This window comes from Paracoccus sp. J55, assembly GCF_000513975.1.
In the GTDB taxonomy this organism is placed as follows: Bacteria; Pseudomonadota; Alphaproteobacteria; order Rhodobacterales; family Rhodobacteraceae; genus Paracoccus.
Genome location: NZ_AZVA01000001.1, coordinates 111,924 through 131,512 on the forward strand (window position 1 = coordinate 111,924; position 19,589 = coordinate 131,512).

Below are 19,589 nucleotides of genomic sequence, written 5' to 3' on the forward strand. Positions count from 1 at the left end.
CCCTAGATCCAGCGCCTGACCTGCATCCTATAGCGGTCATAGGCGGAACCGAAAGCCGCGGCGATCACCGCCTCTTCGCGCAGGATGAAGCGGCGCTGCAGGAACAGGGCAAAGGCCGGCACCACCACCAGCCCCGCGGGCGCCGCCAGCGCCAGCATCAGCCCGGCCAGCAGAATCACGTCGCCCAGATAGATCGGATTGCGCGAGAAGCGGAACGGTCCGCCGGTCACCAGCGCCTCGGGCCGGCGGCCGGGCATGACAGTGGTGCGGGCCCGCGCCATGGTCAGCGCCGCCCAGAGCATCAGCGCCAGCACGGCACCGATCAGGACCAGACCCGCCCCGCGCAGCCCTCCGGGCAGGGGCAGCGGGATCAGCCATCCCGCCCCCGCCCCGGCCAGCGCGAAAAGCGCCAGCCAGACCGGCGGCAGGGCGGCCAGCCGCGCGACGATCACGCGGCCTGCTGCGCCCGCTCGGCCTTGGCCTGCAGGCGGCGGGCATGCAGCACCGGCTCGGTATAGCCCGAGGGCTGCATGCGGCCCAAGAAGACCAGGTCGCAGGCCGCCTGGAAGGCCACGCCGTCATAGCCGGGCGCCATGGGCAGATAGGCCGGGTCGCCGGCGTTCTGGCGATCCACCACCGCGGCCATCTTGCGGAAGGCATCCATGACCTGCCGGTCGGTGACGATGCCGTGATGCAGCCAGTTCGCCAGCGACTGGGCCGAGATGCGCAGCGTGGCGCGGTCCTCCATCAGGCCCACGTCGTTGATGTCCGGCACCTTCGAGCAGCCGACCCCCTGGTCGATCCAGCGCACCACATAGCCAAGGATGCCCTGGCAATTGTTCTCGAGTTCGCGGGCGATCTCCTCCTCGCTGTAGTTGCGGCCGCCGGCCAGGGGGATGGTCAGCAGGTCGTCCAGCCGCGCGGGCCGGCGCAGGGCCGCGATCTGCGCCTGGCGGGCGAAGACGTCGACCTTGTGGTAATGCGTCGCGTGCAGGGTCGCGGCGGTCGGGCTGGGCACCCAGGCGGTGTTGGCGCCGGCCATGGGATGGGCGATCTTCTGCTCGAGCATCTCGGCCATGCGGTCCGGGATCGCCCACATGCCCTTGCCGATCTGCGCCTTGCCGGCCAGCCCGCAGGCCAGGCCGATATCGACGTTACGGTCCTCATAGGCGGAAATCCAGGGCTGGGTCTTCATCTCGCCCTTGGCGAGCATGGCGCCCGCCTCCATCGAGGTGTGGATTTCGTCCCCGGTGCGATCGAGGAAGCCGGTATTGATGAAGGCCACCCGGTGCTTCGCGGCACGGATGCATTCCTTGAGATTGGCCGAGGTGCGGCGCTCCTCGTCCATGATGCCCAGCTTGACGGTATGGCGCGGCAGGCCCAGCACCTCCTCGACGAAATCGAAGGTCTCGGAGGCGAAGGCGACTTCTTCCGGCCCGTGCATCTTGGGCTTGACCACATAGATCGACTGCGTGACCGAGTTCTTCGGCCCCTCGCGGTCCAGGTCGCGCTTGGCGCAAAGCGTGGTGACCATGGCGTCCAGCAGGCCCTCGAAGACCTCGTTGCCCTCGCGGTCCAGCACGGCCGGGGTGGTCATCAGGTGGCCGACATTGCGCACCAGCATCAGCGCCCGACCCTTGGCGGTGACCTCCGAGCCGTCGGGCGCGGTGAAGGTCACGTCCGGGTTCAGCCGGCGGGTGAAGGTCTTGCCGCCCTTCTCGACCTCTTCGGCCAGGGTGCCGTCCATCAGGCCCAGCCAGTTGGCATAGGCCAGCGCCTTGTCCGGGCCGTCGACGCAGGCGACGGAATCCTCGCAATCCATGATCGCCGACAGCGCCGATTCGATCACGATGTCCGCGATGCCGGCCTTGTCCTGCCCGCCGACCGGGGTGGACGGATCGAGGACGATGCGGATCAGCAGCCCGTGGTTCTTCAGGAAGATGTCGGTCGGATTTTCGGCCTCGCCGCGATGACCGGCGAACTTGGCGGCGTCGCGCAGTGCCGGGACCACCGCGCCATTCCTGACCGACAGCCCGTCGATCCCGGCCCAGGAGCCCTCGGCCAGCGGCGCGGCGGTGTCGAGGAAATCGCGGCCCCAGGCGATCACCCGGGCGCCGCGCGCGGCGTCATAGCCCTTGCCCTGCGGCAGGTCGCCCAGGGCATCGGTGCCGTAAAGGGCGTCATAAAGGCTGCCCCAGCGGGCATTGGCGGCGTTCAGCGCGTAGCGCGCATTGGTGATCGGCACCACCAGTTGCGGCCCCGCGATGCTGGAGAATTCCGGATCGGTCTCGGGGGTCTCGATCTGGAAATCCTCGCCCTCCGGGACCAGATAGCCGATCTCGGTCAGGAAATCGCGGTATGCGCCGGCATCCTTCGGCTCGGCGCGATGGGCGATATGCCAGGCGTCGATGGCCGATTGCAGCTCGTCGCGCTTGTCCAGCAGCGCCCGGTTGCGGGGGCCGAACTCATGGATCAGAGTCGAGAGCCCTTCCCAGAAACGGCGCGGCTCGACGCCGCTGCCGGGCAGCGCACGTTCGTTGATGAAGGCGGCAAGCCTCTCGTCGACCCGCAATCCTGCCTTTTCCACGCGACCCATGGCATTTCCCCTTGCTTCAAATGTCCGGCTGGCTTGGTGCACCGTGGTATGCCAAACGGCCGCCCGTTTCAACCGGCCCGATCCTCAAGCATTCCGCAATTCACTCTTGCGGATAAATTGAAAATCCGCCGCCCGGAGGACCGGACGGCGGCGTGCAGCCCCAAGGGGCGATCAGTTGTTGGCCGGCGGCGGCGTGGTGGTGGTGGTTTCACCGGCCGGAGGCGTGGTGGTCTCCGGCTCTTCCACGGTGATGGCGTCGTCCAGCGCCTCGCCGGCGTCCTGCATCGCCTCACCCGTCGCCTCGGCGGCGCTCTCGGCGGCTTCCTGTGCAGAGGTCGCGGCCTCGCCCGCGGCTTCGGCGGCGTCCTGGGCGGCTTCGCCGGCCGCGCTGGTGGCGTCCTCGACCGCGTCGTTCACCGCGGTGCCGGCGGCATCTGCGGCATCCTCGGCGGCGGTGGCGGCCTCGCTGGCGGCTTCTCCCGCGGCTTCGGCGGCATCCTCGGCGGCGGTCGCCGCATCCGAGGCCGCGTCGGCGGCGGGCTCGGTGGTGGCGCCGTCGACGGGTTCGGTGGTGGTCACCGCGGCATCCTCGCCGGTGGTGGTCGCGCCCTGGTCGCGGCCCATGAAATACTGCAGCACGAAATAGGCGATGGCCAGGGCCAGCAGGATGCCGATGATCAGCGGCAGCGGCGAGGCGCGACGCTCGACCGGCTCGACATAGGTTTCGGGCGCGGCGGCCGGGCGTTGCGGATCGGTGCCTTCCGTCCGTTTCGGATCGTTCGGGTCGTAATGGGCCATGCTTGTTCCTCGCTCTTCTGGTTGGCGCTTGCTGCTGGTCGGCCGGGACGGACCCCGGCTTGCGACCCGGCTATCCTGCGTCTAACACTTGGGTTTCGCACAAGTTCCCCTGTGCCGTCGATTTTTTTCACCTGCCCGGAAGGTGCCGCATGACCGTCACGCAATATCTCGCCGACTGGCGCCCCTATCCCTACGAGATCGCCGAGACCCGGCTGGAATTCGACCTCACCCCCCGCGCGACGCGGGTGCGCTCGCAGATCGACTTCCGCCGCAAGGGCGCGGGCGACCTGGTGCTGGACGGGGCCGGGCTCAGGACGCTGTCGCTGGCGATCGACGGCCGCCCGCTCGACCCCGCGCAAGTCGCGGGCGAGCGGCTGGTGATCCCCGCCGCCGACCTGCCCGACGCCTTCACCTTCGCCGCCGAGGTCGAGATCGACCCCGAGGCGAATACCGCGCTGGAGGGGCTTTACCTGTCGGGCGGCATGTTCTGCACGCAATGCGAGGCCGAGGGTTTCCGCCACATCACCTGGTATCCCGACCGCCCGGACGTGATGGCGCCCTTCCGCGTCACCATCCGCTCGGACAAGCCGGTGCTCTTGTCGAACGGCAACCCGGTCTCGCAGGCGCCGGGCCAGGCCGTCTGGCACGATCCCTGGCCGAAGCCCGCCTATCTGTTCGCGCTGGTCGCGGGCGATCTGGTGGCGGTCCCGGACAGTTTCACCACCATGTCGGGCCGCAAGGTGGCGCTGAACGTCTGGGTGCGCCCCGGCGACCAGGACCGCGCCGGCTATGCGATGGAATCGCTGATCCGCTCGATGAAATGGGACGAAGAGGCCTACGGGCGCGAATACGATCTCGACGTGTTCAACATCGTCGCCGTCGATGATTTCAACATGGGCGCGATGGAGAACAAGGGGCTGAATATCTTCAACTCCAAGCTGGTGCTGGCCAGTGCCGAGACCGCGACCGACGGCGATTACGAGCGCATCGAGGGCGTGATCGGCCATGAATATTTCCACAACTGGACCGGCAACCGCATCACCTGCCGCGACTGGTTCCAGCTTTGCCTGAAGGAAGGGCTGACGGTGTTCCGCGACCAGCAGTTCACCAGCGACATGCGCTCGGCCGCGGTCAAGCGCATCCATGACGTGCAGACCCTGCGCGCCCGCCAGTTCCGTGAGGATGCGGGCCCCTTGGCGCATCCGCCGCGCCCCGATCATTACCAGGAGATCAACAATTTCTACACCGCCACGGTCTATGAAAAGGGCGCCGAGGTCATCGGCATGCTCAAGCGGCTGGTGGGCGATCAGGGCTATCGCCGGGCGCTCGACCTGTATTTCGATCGCCATGACGGCCAGGCCTGCACCATCGAGGACTGGATCAAGGTCTTCGAGGACGCCACCGGCCGGGACCTGACCCAGTTCAAGCACTGGTATACCGATGCCGGCACGCCCCGGCTGACGCTCTCCGAGGACTGGCAGAACGGCCGCCTGACCCTGAATTTCCGCCAGGAGACCGCGCCCACCCCCGGCCAGCCGGAAAAGCGGCCGCGGGTCATTCCGATCGCGCTCGGCCTGATCGGCCCCAATGGCGACGAGGTGCTGCCGACCACGGTGCTGGAGATGACCGAGGCCGGGCAGAGCTTCCATTTCGACGGGCTGGGCGCGCGGCCGGTGGTCTCGCTGCTGCGCGGCTTCTCGGCGCCGGTAACGGTCGCGCGCGAGATCACCGCGGACGAGCAGGCGCTGCTGCTGGCGCATGACACCGACCCCTACGCGCGCTGGCAGGCCGGCCACGACCTGGCACTGGACGGGCTGATCGCGCGGGCGGCCGGGGGCGAAGGCGGCACCGGGTTCGGCCGCGCCATCGCCGGGCTGCTGGACGATGCCGAGGCCGACCCGGCCTTCGCCGCGCTCTGCCTGGCGCTGCCCGGCGAGGAGGAGATCGCGACGACCATCGCCGCCCGCGGCCAGATCCCCGACCCCGAAGCCATCCATGCCGGGCGCGAGGCGCTGGCCCGCGACATTGCCCAAACGCATGAGCCGGCTCTGGCCCGGCTCTACGAGGCGATGCAGACCCCCGGCCCTTACAGGCCCGATGCCGAGGGCGCGGCGCGGCGCAGTCTGCGCCTGGCCTGCCTGGGCCTGCTGTCGCGCATCGACGGCGGCGCACGGGCCGAGGCGCTGTTCGGCGCCGCCTCGAACATGACCGAGCGGCAGGGGGCGCTGGAATGCCTGATCGCCGCCGGCCGGGATGCCGAGGCGCTTGCCGCCTTTGCGCGGGAATTCGCCGGGAACCGGCTGGTCATGGACAAGTGGTTCATGGTCCAGCCGCTGCGCGCCGCGCCCGGCCGCGCCGTGGCCCGCGCCCGCGACCTTGCCGCGCGGCCGGATTTCGACTGGAAGAACCCCAACCGCTTCCGCGCCCTGATCGGCGGGCTGACCGCGAACCATGCCGCCTTCCACGCCGCCGACGGTTCGGGCTACGGTTTCACCGTGGACTGGCTGATGCGGCTCGATCCGGTGAACCCGCAGACCACGGCGCGCCTGTGCTCGGCCTTCGAGACCTGGACGCGCTACGACGCCGGCAGGCAGGCCCATGCCCGCGCCGCGCTCGGCCGGCTGGCCGCCATGCCCGGGCTGTCGCGCAATACCTCCGAGATGGTTACGCGCATCCTTGCCGGTGGCGCCTGACCCCGGTCGAACCACCCTTGCGGGTATCCGGCGGGCGCGGCAATACTGGCCCCATGGATGCCCGCGAGGACATGAAACGCCGTCTCGATCCGCTGATTGCCGAGCGGGCGCCCTGGCTTTTTTCGGGCCGGAGGCACCACGCTCTGGCGCGTCGGGCGCTGATGTGGCTCCTGCGCTATCCGCGCACGCTGGACCTGGCGGCCGAATACCGCGACCTGCCGACGGACGAGGTCATGCGCCGCGTTGCCGCGCTGATCCTGCGCGACCTGCGGGTCGAGGGACTCGAGCATATCCCGGCCACCGGCCCGGCGCTGATCGTCTCGAACCACCCGACCGGCATCGCCGACGGCATCATGCTGAACGCGGTGATCACGGCGGTGCGCGACGACCTGTTCGTCTATGCCAATCACGACATCCTACGCATCCTGCCGCAATTCGACAGCCTGATCGCCCCGGTGGAATGGCGCGTCGAAAAGCGCAGCCACGCCAAGACCCGCGCCACCATGGATTACACGCGCGAGGCGCTGGGACGCGGGCGGATCGGCCTGATCTTCCCCTCGGGCCGGCTGGCCAAGCGCCGCGGCCTGACGCTGCACGAGCGGCCCTGGATGGCCAGCGCGGCAATGATTGCGAAGAAGTTCGACGCGCCGATCATCCCGCTGCGCATCCGCGCCCGGAACTCGGCGCTGTTCTACCTGCTCGACGCGATCCACCCGACACTGCGCGACGTGACGCTGTTCAACGAGGTGCTGAACAAGGCGGGCCAGCCCTTCCGTGTGACCATCGGCCCCCCGATCCCGGCCGCGTCGCTGCCCGGCCGCAGCGAGGACGGCATCGCGCTGCTGCGGGACGCAGTTCTGGCCCTGCCCGCGCCGGGCCAGAACGCCGTGCGCATGTCGCAGATCCGCGGCCTGTTCCAGCGCCGCCACGCGCTCGCCAAGCCGCGCCCGATCGAGTGAGGGGCGACGCCGCCGGGACTGAAAACTCGCATGAGTATTTGGGAAACGGTGAAAAGCGGTGCTGCGCCAATGCCCTTCACCGTTTCCCAAATACTCCTGCGACCGTGACGCCCAAGCTTGGTGCGAAAACGGGGCTCACACCACCATGTCGTCGCGATGGATCAGCGCGGCGCGGCCGGGATAGCCCAGGATGCCCTCGATCTCGTCGCTGCGGTGGCCGGCGATGGCGCGCGCCTCGGTCGAGGAATAGCGCACGAGGCCGCAGGCCAGACGCGCGCCCTTGCCGTCCTGCACCACCACCGGATCGCCGCGGCCGAAGCGGCCCGAGACGGCGGCCACGCCGGCCGGCAGCAGCGACTTGCCCTGCCCCAGCGCCCGCGCCGCGCCGGCGTCGACGGTGATCTCGCCCTTGGGCTTCATCGCCGCGATCCAGCGCTTGCGCGCCGCCTGCGGGTCGGTATCGGGCAGGAACCAGGTCACGCGCGCGCCATTCGCGACGGCCGAGAGCGGGTTCAGGACCGAGCCCTCGGCGATGGCCATGGCGCAGCCGCCGGCCACCGCCGTGCGCGCCGCCAAGAGCTTGGTCTTCATGCCGCCCTTGCTGACGCCCGAGATCGGGTCGCCGCCCATGGCCTCGATCTCCGGCGTGATCTGTTCGACCACCGGCAGGTGGCGCGCAGAGGGGTCGGTCTTGGGATTGGCGGTGTAGAGCCCGTCCACGTCCGACAGCAGCAAGAGCTGGTCGGCCCCGCAGGTCACCGCGATCTGCGCCGCCAGCCGGTCGTTGTCGCCGAAGCGGATTTCGTCGGTGGCCACGGTGTCGTTCTCGTTCACGATCGGCACCACCCCGAGGCCCAGCAGCGTCTGCATGGTGGCGCGGCTGTTGAGGTAACGGCGGCGGTCGGTGGTGTCGTCCAGCGTCACCAGCAGCTGCGCGGTCTTGACGCCATGCGGGGCCAGCGCCTCCTCATAGGCGCGGGCCAGCTTGATCTGGCCCACCGCCGCCGCTGCCTGCGACTGCTCGACCCGCAGGGGGCCGGCGGACAGGCCCAGCACCTGCCGCCCCAGTGCGATGGCGCCCGAGGAGACCAGCACCACATCCGTGCCCCGCGCCCGCGCCTGGGCCACGTCGTCGCAAAGCGCGCGCAGCCATTCGACGCGCAGCCCCGCGCCGTTCACCAGAAGCGCCGAGCCGATCTTGACCACCAGCCGCTGCGCGCGGCCCAGTTCCGGCGTCACGGCTGCCACGGCTTGTCTTCCCGATCCTCGGCCGGCTTGCGCGAGGGAGCGATCCGCGCCCAGAGCGCGCGCAGGACCTCGGTCACGCCTTCGCGCGAGACGCCGGACATCAGCAGGACCGGGCCGCCGATCTCGGCCTCGAGCGCCGCCTTGCGCTCGGCCAGCGTCTCGGGGTCGAGCGCGTCGATCTTGTTCAGCGCCGTCACCCGCGGCTTTTCCGCCAGCGTCGGGGAATAGGCCGCAAGCTCGGTCAGGATGGTGCGGGCGTCCTGCGCCACGTCCTCGGCGGTGCCGTCGACCAGATGCAGAAGCACGCGCGAACGCTCGACATGGCCCAGGAACTGATCGCCCAGCCCCCTGCCCTCGCTTGCCCCCTCGATCAGGCCGGGGATGTCGGCCATGACGAATTCATGCCCGTCCACGCCGACCACGCCCAGGTTCGGGTGCAGCGTGGTGAAGGGATAGTCGGCGATCTTGGGCCGGGCGTTCGACACCGCCGACAGGAAGGTCGATTTCCCGGCATTCGGCAGCCCCACCAGCCCGGCATCGGCGATCAGCTTCAGCCGCAGCCACAGCGTGCGCTCCACCCCCGGCTGGCCGGGATTGGCGTGGCGCGGCGCCCGGTTGGTCGAGCTTTTGAAATGCAGGTTGCCGAAGCCGCCATTTCCGCCCCTGGCCAGCAGCACGCGCTGTCCGGGCTCGGTCAGGTCGGCGATCACCGTCTCCTGGTCCTCCTCGAGGATCTCGGTGCCGACCGGGACACGCAGCACGATATCGTCCCCGCTGGCGCCGGTGCGCTGCGCGCCCATGCCGTGCCCGCCGGACCTGGCGAAGAAATGCTGCTGGAAGCGGAAGTCGATCAGCGTGTTCAGCCCATCCACCGCCTCGGCCCAGACATCGCCGCCCTTGCCGCCGTCGCCGCCGTCCGGCCCGCCATATTCGATGAATTTCTCGCGGCGGAAGGACACGCAGCCCGCGCCCCCGCCGCCCGAGCGGACATAGACCTTGGCGAGATCGAGAAATTTCACGGGGCGGCATCCTTGCGGCGGAAACGGGGCAGAGGGTGGGATACGCGCTTGGGCCATTCGGTTCAAGGGCGCGCGGCCGGGACGGCGTGACTTTCCCTCGTGCCTCTGGCTAGATGGGCCGGCGACGAACCTGTGGAGACGCCATGCCGGTCCTGACCTATGCCACGCTTTTCACCGCCATCACCCTGGAGGTTGTCGGCACCACCTTCCTGCAACGCAGCGAACAGTTCACCCGGCTGGTGCCCACGCTGCTGATGGGGCTGTGCTATGCGGCATCGTTCTATTTCCTGTCGCTGGCGCTCCGGGCCATGCCGCTGGGCATCGCCTATGCGATCTGGAGCGGGCTGGGGATCGTGCTGGTGTCGCTGATCGGGCTTTTCGTCTTTGGCCAGAGGCTGGATTTCGCGGCGGTGGTCGGGCTGACCATGATCGTCGCGGGTGTCGTCATCGTGAACCTGTTCTCGGGCAGCGTGACGCATTGAACCCGATCCGCCCTTAACATTCCGGCAATCGGGTCTAGATAATGTTCGAATGGAGGGCGCTATGATCCACTTCGACAACAGCTATGCCCGACTGCCGGAAGGTTTCTTCACCCGCACCCGACCGACGCCGGTGCGCGACCCGAAGCTGGTGGCGCTGAACCGGCCGCTGGCCGAGCGTCTCGGCCTTGATGCCGATTGGCTCGCCGGACCCGAAGGGGTGGCGATGCTGGCCGGCAACGACCTGCCCGAAGGGGCCGAGCCCATCGCCCAGGCCTATGCCGGCCACCAGTTCGGCGGCTTCGTGCCGCAGCTGGGCGACGGGCGCGCGGTTCTGCTGGGCGAGGTGGTGGCGCCGGACGGCGCGCGCTTCGACATCCAGCTGAAGGGCGCGGGCCCGACGCCCTTCTCGCGCCGCGGCGACGGGCGGGCCTGGCTGGGCCCGGTGCTGCGCGAATACCTGGTCAGCGAGTTCATGGCGGCCTTCGGCATCCCGACGACGCGGGCATTGGCCGCCGTCACTACCGGCGAGACGGTGATCCGCGAGACGCTGCTGCCCGGCGCGGTGCTGACCCGCGTCGCTTCCAGCCATATCCGCGTCGGCACCTTCGAATTCTACGCCGCCCGCGGCGACCGTGAGCGGCTGCAGCTGCTGGCCGATCACGTCATCGCCCGGCACTATCCCGAGGCATCCGGCGCGGCGGACCTGCTGCAGCGCGTGGTCGAGCGGCAGGCGGCCACCATCGCCGGCTGGATGGCGCTCGGCTTCATCCACGGGGTGATGAACACCGACAACATGTCGATCTCGGGCGAGACCATCGACTACGGCCCCTGCGCCTTCATGGACGGCTACCGGCCCGACAAGGTATTCAGCTCGATCGACGCCCATGGCCGCTATGCCTGGAACGAGCAGCCGAACATCGCGGTCTGGAACCTGGCGCAATTCGCCAGCTGCCTGGTGCCTCTGATGGGCAATGACGACGCGGCGGTGGCCGAGGCGACGCGCATCGTCCACAGCTTCCCGGACCTTTATCAGGCCGAATGGCTGAAACGCTTCGCCGCCAAGCTGGGCATCGCCGCGCCGCGCCCCGAGGATCGCGCGCTGATCGAGCGGCTCTTGACGCTGATGGCGGCCGAGGAGGCGGATTTCACCCGCAGCTTCGCCGGGCTGGCGGATGGCCGCGCGCGCGAGGAATTCGCCGCGCCCCAGCAGTTCGACGCCTGGGCCGAGGGCTGGCAGGCGCGCATCCGCGACCTGCCGGACGCCGCAGCGGTCATGGCCCGCGCCAATCCGCGCCGCATCCCGCGCAACCACCGCATCGAGGAAGCCATCGCCGCCGGACGCGAGGGCGATTACGCGCCCTTCCACGCGCTCGACGCGGCGCTGCGCGCGCCCTTCGAGGACCGGCCGGAATGGGAGCCCTATGCGCTGGCCCCGGCGCCCGAGGAGATCGTCCGCCGCACCTTCTGCGGCACCTGAGCAGCAGCGAAAGGCCCCATGCCGAAAAGCCCCGACCAACTGAGACTGGCCAGCTACAACCTGCACAAGTGCCGCGGCATGACCGGCCCGCACGCACCCGAACGCAACCTTGCCGTCATCGCCGAACTGGGCGCCGACGTGATCGCCCTGCAAGAGGTGGATTTCCGCTTCGGCGCCCGGCCCGAGGCGCTGCCGCGCAAGCTGATCGAAAAGACCACCGGCATGGTGCCCGCCCCGTTCATCGGCACCGGCGAGAATTCGCTGGGCTGGCACGGGCAGACCATCCTGTTGCGCCCGGAACTGCGCGACAAGGCGGCGATCCGCCGCCTGCCGCTGCCGGGGATCGAACCGCGCGGCGCGCTGGTGCTGCGCCTGCCGGGGCTGACGGTGGTGGCGGTGCATCTGGGGCTGATCCGCTCGTCGCGCCGCGCGCAGCTGTCGCGCATCATCGCCCAGGCCCGGCGTATCGGCCACGACCGGATGGCGCTGACCGGCGATTTCAACGAATGGCACGATTCGCGCGGGCTCGAGGCGCTGGAGGCGCTGCGCGTCGTCACCCCGGGCCCCAGCTGGCCCGCGCCCTTCCCGCGCCTGCGCTATGACCGCTTCGCCGTCTCGCGCAGCATCGAGGTGCTGGATTGCGGCGTCCTCGACAACGAGACCGCGCGGCAGGCCTCTGACCATCTGCCGGTCTGGGCCGACCTGGCGGTCAACGCGCATGAGGAGGTGCCCTGCGGCTATCACCCGGCGCGCATCACCTCGCGCATTCCCGGCCAGGATGGGATTGCCGGGACAGAATGACGCTTTCCCGTCCCGGCCCCGTCGGCTAAACAGCCGCCAACACCTGTCAGGAAGAGGGACGCAGACATGACGGCCATCATCGACATATTCGCGCGCGAGATACTGGACAGCCGGGGCAACCCGACGGTCGAGGTCGATGTGACGCTGGAAGACGGCACCATGGGCCGCGCCGCGGTGCCTTCGGGCGCCTCGACCGGCGCGCATGAGGCGGTGGAAAAGCGCGACGGCGACAAGGCGCGCTATCTGGGCAAGGGCGTGCTGGAGGCCGTCGCCGCCGTCAACGGCGAGATCGCCGAGAACCTGATCGGCGAGGATGCGACCGAGCAGGTCGCCATCGACCGCATGATGATCGAACTGGACGGCACCCCGAACAAGGGCCGGCTGGGCGCCAACGCCATCCTCGGCGTGTCGCTGGCGGTGGCCAAGGCCGCGGCCGAGGCCTGCTCGCAGCCGCTCTACCGCTATGTCGGCGGCGCGGGCGCCCGCGTGCTGCCGGTGCCGATGATGAACATCATCAACGGCGGCGAACATGCCGACAACCCGATCGACATCCAGGAATTCATGATCATGCCGGTGGCGGCGGAGAACATCCGCGAGGCCGTGCGCATGGGCTCGGAAGTGTTCCATACGCTTAAGAAGGAGCTGTCCTCGGCGGGCCTCGCCACCGGCGTCGGCGACGAGGGCGGCTTCGCGCCGAACCTCTCCAGCACCCGCGACGCGCTGGACTTCATCCTCAAAGCCATCGAGAAGGCCGGCTACCAGCCCGGCGACGACATCATGCTGGCGCTGGACTGCGCCTCGACCGAATATTTCAAGGGCGGCAAATACGAGATGGCCGGCGAAGGCAAGTCGCTGAGCCCGGCCGAGAACGTCGCCTACCTTGAGGCGCTCTGCAACGACTACCCGATCCTGTCGATCGAGGACGGCTGCGCCGAGGACGACTGGGACGGCTGGAAGCTCTTGACCGACACGCTGGGCGGCCGGGTGCAGCTGGTCGGCGACGACCTCTTCGTGACCAACCCGGCGCGGCTGGCCGAAGGCATCGCCAAGGGCTGCGGCAACTCGCTGCTGGTCAAGGTCAACCAGATCGGCACCCTGACCGAGACGCTGGACGCGGTGCGCATGGCCGACCGCGCGCGCTATACCTCGGTGATGTCGCACCGCTCGGGCGAGACCGAGGACGCCACCATCGCCGACCTGGCGGTGGCGACGAATTGCGGCCAGATCAAGACCGGCTCGCTTGCGCGCTCGGACCGGCTGGCGAAATACAACCAGCTGATCCGCATCGAGGAAATGCTCGGCGCCACCGCCGAATATGCCGGGAAATCCATCCTGCGCGGCTGAGCCCCGCGACACCCGAATGACGAAGGGCGGCCCCGCTGGCCGCCCTTTTCATATCCACCAGCGATGCGTCAGCGCAAAAGCGCCAAGCGCAAGCCGGCGGCGGAATTCCGAAGGCCCGGCGCCGGCCAGCGCCTCGATCCCCCGCGGCGCCGCCTGCAGCACCGCCCGGGTCCCCGCGCCAGCAAACAGCACCGGTGCCAGCCGGCGCGGCACATGGCGGCGCTGCGCCTTCGCCTCGGCGAGTTTCGCGCGGGCCTGGCCGGCAATCTGCCCCAACACCTCGGCCGAGGGATCCCAAAGCCCCAGCCCCAGCCCCTGCAAGGCCGGCAGCGCGGCCAGCCAATGCGCCAGCCCCACCCCTTCGGCCTGGGCGGCGACCACCCTTGCCGCGGGCCCTGCATTTCTTTCTTGCCCAAATATCCCGCGGGGGTCCGGGGGCGCGAAGCCCCCGGCGCCACCCCGGCCCAGGGCCTCGGCCGCGAATTGCGCCAGCGGCACCGCCGTATCCCGCACATAACCGGCGACGGCATCCGGCCCGACCAGCGGCTCGCGCGCCGCATCCCGGCGGCGGGCTTCGGCCAGCACGGCGAAGGCGGCAGCGCGCGGCCCCCAGGCTTCGGCCAGCGGCGTCAGCAATTCATGCGCTTGCGGCTTGCCGGCGCCGATCTCCTCCAGCCGCTCGATCCACCATTGCAGCCGCATCTCGGCGATCAGCGGCTCGGCCGAGGCGAGCGGCGCCCGCGCCAGTTCCAGGTTCAGCGCATAAAGCGACATGAGCTTCGGGCGCGCCTCGGCCGGCACCAGCAGGCAGATGCCGAAACGGTCGGGATCGTGGTCGCGCAATGCCTGGGCGCAGTCGTCAAGGCTCATGCCGACGCCACCCTGTCGCGGATCAGCTTCCAGCGGATCGCATCGACCAGCGCCTCGAAACTGGCATCGACGATGTTGGGCGACACGCCGACGGTGGACCAGCGGTTGCCATGGCCGTCGGCGCTGTCGATGATGACCCGCGTCGTCGCCTCGACCCCTTCGCCGGTGATGCGGACGCGGAAATCCACCAGATGCATGTCGTCGATGGCGGCCTGGTAGGGGCCCAGATCCTTGGCCAGCGCCCGCCACAGCGCGTTGACCGGGCCGCGGTCATGCCCCTCGGCATCCATGCTCTCGCTGACCGAGAGCATGCGCTCGCCGCCGATCTGCACCACCACTACCGCCTCGGAAACCGAGATGCGCTTCCCCAGCGCGTTCCGGCGCCGCTCGACGGTGACGCGGTAGCGCTCGACCGAGAAGTAATGCTGCATCCGGCCCAGCTCGGCCAGGGCCAGCAGCTCGAAACTGGCCTGCGCGCCGTCATAGGCATAGCCGGCATCCTCGCGCGCCTTGACCAGATCGAGGATGCGCGCCAGCGCCGGATCGTCGCGGCCGACCTCGATCCCCGCCTCGGCCAGACGGGCGCGCAGGTTCGACTGCCCGGCCTGGTTCGACATCGGGATGATGCGCTCGTTGCCCACGGTAGCCGGATCGACATGCTCGTAGGTCGCGGGATTCTTCAGGATGGCGCTGGCATGCAGCCCGGCCTTGTGGGCGAAGGCCGAGCTGCCGACATAGGGCGCGCCGCGGCTGGGCGCGCGGTTCAGGATCTCATCCAGCCGGCGCGAGATGCGGGTCAGGCCAGCCAGCCCCTCGGCCGAAATCCCGGTTTCCAGCGCCGAGCGATAGGGCTCCTTCAGCAGCAGGGTCGGGATGATGCTGGTCAGGCTGGCATTGCCGCAGCGCTCGCCCAACCCGTTCAGCGTGCCCTGGATCTGGCGCGCGCCGGCATCGACGGCGGCCAGGGTGCAGGCCACGGCATTGCCGGTATCGTCATGGCAATGGATGCCCAGCCGCTCGCCCGGGATGCCGCCGGCGATCACCGCACGGGTCACTTGCCCCACCCGCTCGGGCAGGTTGCCGCCATTGGTGTCGCACAGCACGATCCAGCGCGCGCCCGCCTCCCGCGCCGCATGCAGGCAGGCCAGCGCATAATCCGCGTCCTCGTCGTAGCCGTCAAAGAAGTGCTCGGCATCGAACAACGCCTCGCGCCCTTGCGCCACCAGATGCGCGACCGAGGCGCGGATGTTTTCGAGGTTCTCCTCCAGCGAGATCCCCAGCGCCTCGCGGACATGGAAGGGATGGGTCTTGCCGACCAGGCAGACCGCACGGGTGCCGGCGTTCAAGACCGCTGCCAGCACGTCGTCGTTCTCGGCCGAACGTCCCGCCCGCTTGGTCATGCCGAAAGCGGTCATGGTGGCGCGGGTCGTGGGCGCCTGGGCGAAGAAATCGCTGTCGGTCGGGTTGGCGCCGGGCCAGCCGCCCTCGATGTAATCCACGCCCAACCGGTCCAGCATCTGCGCGATCTCGGCCTTTTCGGCGGCGGAAAACTGCACGCCCTGGGTCTGCTGCCCGTCGCGCAGCGTGGTGTCGTAAAGGTAAAGGCGCTGGCGCGTCATCGGGGCGGCCCCTTCGGCTGGCTGGTATGCGGTTATTCGGGCAGTCTGGCGGCGTCGAAATCCGGGCCGGGCAGAAGCTCGACCCCGGCCGGCCCCATGCGGACCTCGACCCCGGCGGAAAGCAGGCGCTGCTTGAGCGCATCGACGGCCGAGAAATCCTTGCTGGCCTTGGCCTCGGCCCGCAAGGCCGTCATGCGCTCGGCCCAGGGCGACAGGTTGGGGCCCTCGGCGATCCATCCGCCCAGATCCTCGGTCAGCAGCCCCAACATCCGGGCGCCGGCAAGCAGCGCGGGCGCGTCGCCCTGCCCCGCCAGCTCGTGCAGCGCCGCGATCGCCCCCGCGGTATTGAGGTCGTCGGCAAGCGCGGAGAGGACGGCGGGGGCCGGGCTTGGCGCGGGGTCGATCCCCGCGACAAGCCCGCGCCACTTGCGCAGCACCGCCTCGGCTTCGCGCGCCTTCTCGGCCGTCCAGTCCATCGGCTTGCGGTAATGCGTGGACAGCAGCACGAAGCGGATCACCTCGCCCGGGATGCCCTGATCCAGCAAATCGCGGACGGTGAAGAAATTGCCCAGGGACTTGGACATCTTCTTGCCCTCGACCTGCAGCATCTCGTTATGCAGCCAGACGCGGGCGAAATCCCCGTGCGGATGGGCGCAGCAGCTTTGCGCGATCTCGTTCTCGTGATGGGGGAATTGCAGGTCGATGCCGCCGGCATGGATGTCGAAGCTTTCGCCCAGCAGCTCGTAGGACATGGCCGAGCATTCGATATGCCAGCCCGGGCGGCCCCGGCCCCAGGGGCTGTCCCAGCCCGGCAGTTCGTCGTCCGAGGGCTTCCACAGCACGAAATCCATCGGGTCTTCCTTGAAGGGCGCGACCTCGACCCGGGCGCCGGCGATCATGTCGTCGACCGAACGCCCCGAGAGCTGGCCGTAATCGGCAAAGCTGCGCACCCGGAACAGCACATGGCCGTCGCGCGCATAGGCATGGCCGCCGGCGATCAAGGTCTCGATCATGGCGATCATCTGGGCGATGTAATCGGTGGCGCGGGGCTCGTGATCCGGACGCTTCGCCCCCAGCGCATCCATGTCGGCATGATACCAGCCGATGGTTTCCTGCGTGCGCTCGCGGATCAGCGCCTCCAGCGTGCCGGGGGCGCCGGCCTCCTTGCGGGCCAGGGCAGCGGCGTTGATCTTGTCGTCGACGTCGGTGAAGTTGCGCACATAGGTGACATGATCCGCGCCGTAGGCATGGCGCAGCAGCCGCACCAGCACGTCGATCACCACCACCGGCCGGGCATTGCCCAGATGCGCCCGGTCATAGACCGTCGGCCCGCAGAGATAGAGCCGCACGTTTTGCGGGTCGATGGGCCGGAACGTCTCTTTCCGCCGCGTCCTGGTATTCGTCAGCCTGATCTCGACCATGACTTCCCCTTTGCGGGCGTCAACTGGTCACCGTGAACCGCCCGCCTGAAATTTCAGCCGGTAATGATGCAGCGGATGGTGGCGGTTCCTGCCTTCATGCGCCTGCCATAAAGCATTGTCTTGCCTATGCCAAGAGAGGCTGCAAAACTCGGGCCATGAGCCGCGAACTGGTCAACGAGATCTGCGCCGCGCAGCCCGGGTCCGAATGGTCGGATCCCTGGGGCGGCGGCCATGATTGCTGGAAGATCGGCGGCAAGACCTTCGCGGTGACCGGCACCGTCGGCACCCATGTCTCGGTCAAGACCGACAGCGTCGAGATGGCCGAATTCCTGATCGAGACCGGCGTGGCCGAGCGCGCGGCCTATCTGCATCGCAGCTGGGTCGCCCTGCCGCTCGATTCGGCCCCGGACGAGCTGGCGCACCGCATCCGCCATTCCTACCGGCTGGTGCGCGGCAAGCTGCCGAAGAAGGTCCAGGCCGCGCTGCCGCCCTTGTGACGAAAACGGCCGGCTCCCTTTCCCGCAAGGGCAAGGGAACCGGCCAGAGGCAAGGGCCGAGCGACTGGCCCCCGCCGAAAGCCAGGCGTCAGGCCGGAACCTGCGAGGCCAGCTGCTGCAGCAGCGCCTCCATCTGCTGGCACAGCGCCTCTTCGGTGGTGTTCTGCTCGGCCGCGGCATCGGCCAGCGTGCGCTCGACGCCCATGGCCGCGACGGTGCCTTCCTTGCCCTTGGCTTCGGCCGCATCGCCCCGGGCCGCGTCGCCCGCCGGGATCATCGCCAGAAGCTTGGTCTGGATCTCGACCGCCTTGCCGTCGATATGGCCCTTCTCCTGGCAATAGCCCAGGACGCCCAGCTGGTTGCGCGCGCTTTCATAGGCGGCGCCATCGTCCTGCGCGGGCACGGCGGCCGGCGCCTCGGTCGTCGCCGGGGCGGCGGGATCGGCCGGGGCAGGCGCTTCTTGCGCCAGGGCGACGCCTGCGGTCAGGCCAAGGGCCAGGGCGGGCAGAATTGCGAAACGTGCGATCATCTCGATCTCCGTCTGTTGCGTGTGCCGGGACTGTGGCACGCCCCAGCCGGAGCCGCAAACCGGGTCGGCGGAATGCCGCGGCCGCCTTCCCGCCGGATCAGCGGAAAAGCACCAGCGAGCCCGGAGACCAGCTCACATTCGCGCGGGTGCCGACATCCTGCACCTCGCGGCCGAAGACGTTGCGCATGGCGATGCGCACCGGGCGGGCCTGGCCGTCGAACGAGCCCGAGCCGTCCAGCCGCACGTCGTAATAGGTCATGTCGCCGTAATAGACGACCTCGTCGATCACCCCTTCGGCCACCCGGTTCGTGCCCTGCGCGCCGGACGCCACCAGCGAGACCGCCTCGGGCCGGAAGCCGATCGAGGGGCCGTCGTCGCCCGGATCGGCGCGGCTGACATTGGCCATGGGAATATCGACGCGGCCCAGGCCGGGCGCCTCGATCTGCACGGCCTCGCCGGTCTCGCCCAGCACCCGCGCCGGCAGGAAGTTCATCACGCCGATGAAATTCGCCACCCGGCGGCTGGTGGGGCGGGCATAAAGCGCCTCGGGCCCGTCGAGCTGGGCGATCTGGCCCTCGAACATCACCGCGATGCGGTCGGACATGACCAGCGCCTCTTCCTGGTCATGGGTGACCAGGACGAAGGTGATGCCGACCTGGCGCTGCAGCTTGATCAGCTCGACCTGCATCTGCTCGCGCATCTTGCGGTCCAGCGCCGAAAGCGGCTCATCGAGCAGCAGCACCTTGGGCTTCAGGATCAGCGCCCGGGCCAGCGCCACCCGCTGGCGCTGCCCACCGGACAGCGCATGGCTGGCGCGGGCGCCATAGCCTTTCAGGCCCACCATCTCCAGCGCCTGTTCGACCGCCGCCGCCTTCTCGGCGCGCGGGCGCGGATCGCGGCGTAGCCCGAAGCCGACATTCTCGGCCACGGTCAGATGCGGGAAGATGGCATAGGACTGGAACACCATGTTCGTCGGCCGCCGGTTCGCCGGCACGTCCTGCATGTCCTGCCCGTCGATCAACACCACGCCCGAGGAGATATCCTCGAACCCGGCGATGGTGCGCAGAAGAGTGGTCTTGCCGCAGCCCGAGGGGCCCAGCAGCGAAAAGAACTCGCCCGCCCGGATGGTCAGGTCGATGCCGCGCAGGGCGTGATAATCCCCGTAATGCTTCTGCACCTCGCGGATCTCGATCATCGGCTTCGCGCCGGCCATGGCGGCGCGATGGGCGGCGGTGG

17 protein-coding genes are annotated in these 19,589 nt (G+C 69.3%); 7 read left to right on the forward strand and 10 right to left on the reverse strand.

The features are described 5' to 3' along the window. Nucleotides 1-2: 2 nt before the first annotated feature. The 3 genes from PARJ55_RS0100545 to PARJ55_RS0100555 form a co-directional block, all read right to left on the reverse strand. On the reverse strand, nucleotides 3-452 hold the full coding sequence (locus PARJ55_RS0100545; protein ID WP_232215644.1) for an isoprenylcysteine carboxylmethyltransferase family protein: 450 nt from the start codon (nucleotides 450-452) through the stop codon (nucleotides 3-5). Then, nucleotides 449-2,596 (reverse strand): malate synthase G, encoded by a 2,148-nt coding sequence (locus PARJ55_RS0100550; RefSeq protein WP_028711204.1) that lies wholly within the window; start codon nucleotides 2,594-2,596, stop codon nucleotides 449-451. The genes PARJ55_RS0100545 and PARJ55_RS0100550 overlap by 4 nt, the downstream gene beginning before the upstream one ends. Nucleotides 2,597-2,767: 171 nt before the next feature. Next, nucleotides 2,768-3,394: a hypothetical protein gene (locus PARJ55_RS0100555; RefSeq protein WP_028711205.1), complete on the reverse strand. Its 627-nt coding sequence runs from the start codon at nucleotides 3,392-3,394 to the stop codon at nucleotides 2,768-2,770. 149 nt (nucleotides 3,395-3,543) lie between these two features. Between PARJ55_RS0100555 and pepN the strand changes: the two genes are divergently transcribed. Together pepN and PARJ55_RS0100565 are read left to right on the forward strand one after the other, a co-directional pair. Next, the gene (gene pepN, locus PARJ55_RS0100560; RefSeq protein WP_028711206.1) at nucleotides 3,544-6,087 is read left to right on the forward strand and encodes an aminopeptidase N; all 2,544 of its coding nucleotides are present in this window, start codon (nucleotides 3,544-3,546) and stop codon (nucleotides 6,085-6,087) included. Nucleotides 6,088-6,158: 71 nt separating this feature from the next. Further along, on the forward strand, nucleotides 6,159-7,046 hold the full coding sequence (locus PARJ55_RS0100565) for a 1-acyl-sn-glycerol-3-phosphate acyltransferase (protein WP_371257415.1): 888 nt from the start codon (nucleotides 6,159-6,161) through the stop codon (nucleotides 7,044-7,046). Between the two features lie 135 nt (nucleotides 7,047-7,181). Here PARJ55_RS0100565 and proB read toward each other — a convergent pair whose 3' ends face one another. Both proB and obgE read right to left on the reverse strand, forming a co-directional pair. Next, entirely contained in the window at nucleotides 7,182-8,294 is a 1,113-nt protein-coding gene (gene proB, locus PARJ55_RS0100570) for a glutamate 5-kinase (RefSeq protein WP_028711208.1), read from the reverse strand. After that, nucleotides 8,282-9,313, reverse strand: coding sequence for a GTPase ObgE (gene obgE, locus PARJ55_RS0100575; protein WP_028711209.1), 1,032 nt, complete (start codon nucleotides 9,311-9,313; stop codon nucleotides 8,282-8,284). Before obgE ends, proB begins: the two co-directional genes overlap by 13 nt. Nucleotides 9,314-9,456: 143 nt before the next feature. Between obgE and PARJ55_RS0100580 the strand changes: the two genes are divergently transcribed. The 4 genes from PARJ55_RS0100580 to eno all read left to right on the forward strand — a co-directional run bounded on the left by PARJ55_RS0100580 (nucleotide 9,457) and on the right by eno (nucleotide 13,417). Then, nucleotides 9,457-9,795 carry a multidrug efflux SMR transporter gene (locus PARJ55_RS0100580; protein WP_028711210.1) on the forward strand — a complete coding sequence of 113 codons (339 nt, stop codon included), beginning with the start codon at nucleotides 9,457-9,459 and terminating at the stop codon, nucleotides 9,793-9,795. A gap of 61 nt (nucleotides 9,796-9,856) precedes the next feature. After that, a complete protein-coding gene (locus tag PARJ55_RS0100585; RefSeq protein WP_028711211.1) occupies nucleotides 9,857-11,272 on the forward strand; it encodes a YdiU family protein in 1,416 nt (471 codons plus the stop codon). 18 nt (nucleotides 11,273-11,290) lie between these two features. Beyond that, the gene (locus tag PARJ55_RS0100590; protein ID WP_028711212.1) at nucleotides 11,291-12,073 is read left to right on the forward strand and encodes an endonuclease/exonuclease/phosphatase family protein; all 783 of its coding nucleotides are present in this window, start codon (nucleotides 11,291-11,293) and stop codon (nucleotides 12,071-12,073) included. A 66-nt stretch (nucleotides 12,074-12,139) separates the two neighbouring features. Beyond that, nucleotides 12,140-13,417 (forward strand): phosphopyruvate hydratase, encoded by a 1,278-nt coding sequence (gene eno / locus PARJ55_RS0100595; protein WP_011750294.1) that lies wholly within the window; start codon nucleotides 12,140-12,142, stop codon nucleotides 13,415-13,417. A 48-nt stretch (nucleotides 13,418-13,465) separates the two neighbouring features. Here eno and PARJ55_RS0100600 read toward each other — a convergent pair whose 3' ends face one another. Genes PARJ55_RS0100600 through cysS form a run of 3 tightly spaced genes read right to left on the reverse strand, consistent with a single transcriptional unit; the run spans nucleotide 13,466 to nucleotide 17,327 of the window. After that, on the reverse strand, nucleotides 13,466-14,287 hold the full coding sequence (locus PARJ55_RS0100600) for a squalene/phytoene synthase family protein (protein ID WP_028711213.1): 822 nt from the start codon (nucleotides 14,285-14,287) through the stop codon (nucleotides 13,466-13,468). Beyond that, a complete protein-coding gene (gene cimA / locus PARJ55_RS0100605; RefSeq protein WP_028711214.1) occupies nucleotides 14,284-15,906 on the reverse strand; it encodes a citramalate synthase in 1,623 nt (540 codons plus the stop codon). The genes PARJ55_RS0100600 and cimA overlap by 4 nt, the downstream gene beginning before the upstream one ends. A gap of 32 nt (nucleotides 15,907-15,938) precedes the next feature. Then, nucleotides 15,939-17,327 (reverse strand): cysteine--tRNA ligase, encoded by a 1,389-nt coding sequence (cysS, locus tag PARJ55_RS0100610; protein WP_028711215.1) that lies wholly within the window; start codon nucleotides 17,325-17,327, stop codon nucleotides 15,939-15,941. Nucleotides 17,328-17,482: 155 nt separating this feature from the next. On the opposite strand from cysS, the gene PARJ55_RS0100615 reads away from it, so the two are divergent. Beyond that, entirely contained in the window at nucleotides 17,483-17,824 is a 342-nt protein-coding gene (locus PARJ55_RS0100615; RefSeq protein WP_028711216.1) for an MmcQ/YjbR family DNA-binding protein, read from the forward strand. A gap of 88 nt (nucleotides 17,825-17,912) precedes the next feature. Here PARJ55_RS0100615 and PARJ55_RS0100620 read toward each other — a convergent pair whose 3' ends face one another. Together PARJ55_RS0100620 and PARJ55_RS0100625 are read right to left on the reverse strand one after the other, a co-directional pair. Then, entirely contained in the window at nucleotides 17,913-18,353 is a 441-nt protein-coding gene (locus PARJ55_RS0100620) for a pore-forming ESAT-6 family protein (RefSeq protein WP_028711217.1), read from the reverse strand. 97 nt (nucleotides 18,354-18,450) lie between these two features. Then, nucleotides 18,451-19,548: an ABC transporter ATP-binding protein gene (locus PARJ55_RS0100625; RefSeq protein ID WP_198019302.1), complete on the reverse strand. Its 1,098-nt coding sequence runs from the start codon at nucleotides 19,546-19,548 to the stop codon at nucleotides 18,451-18,453. Nucleotides 19,549-19,589 lie beyond the last annotated feature (41 nt).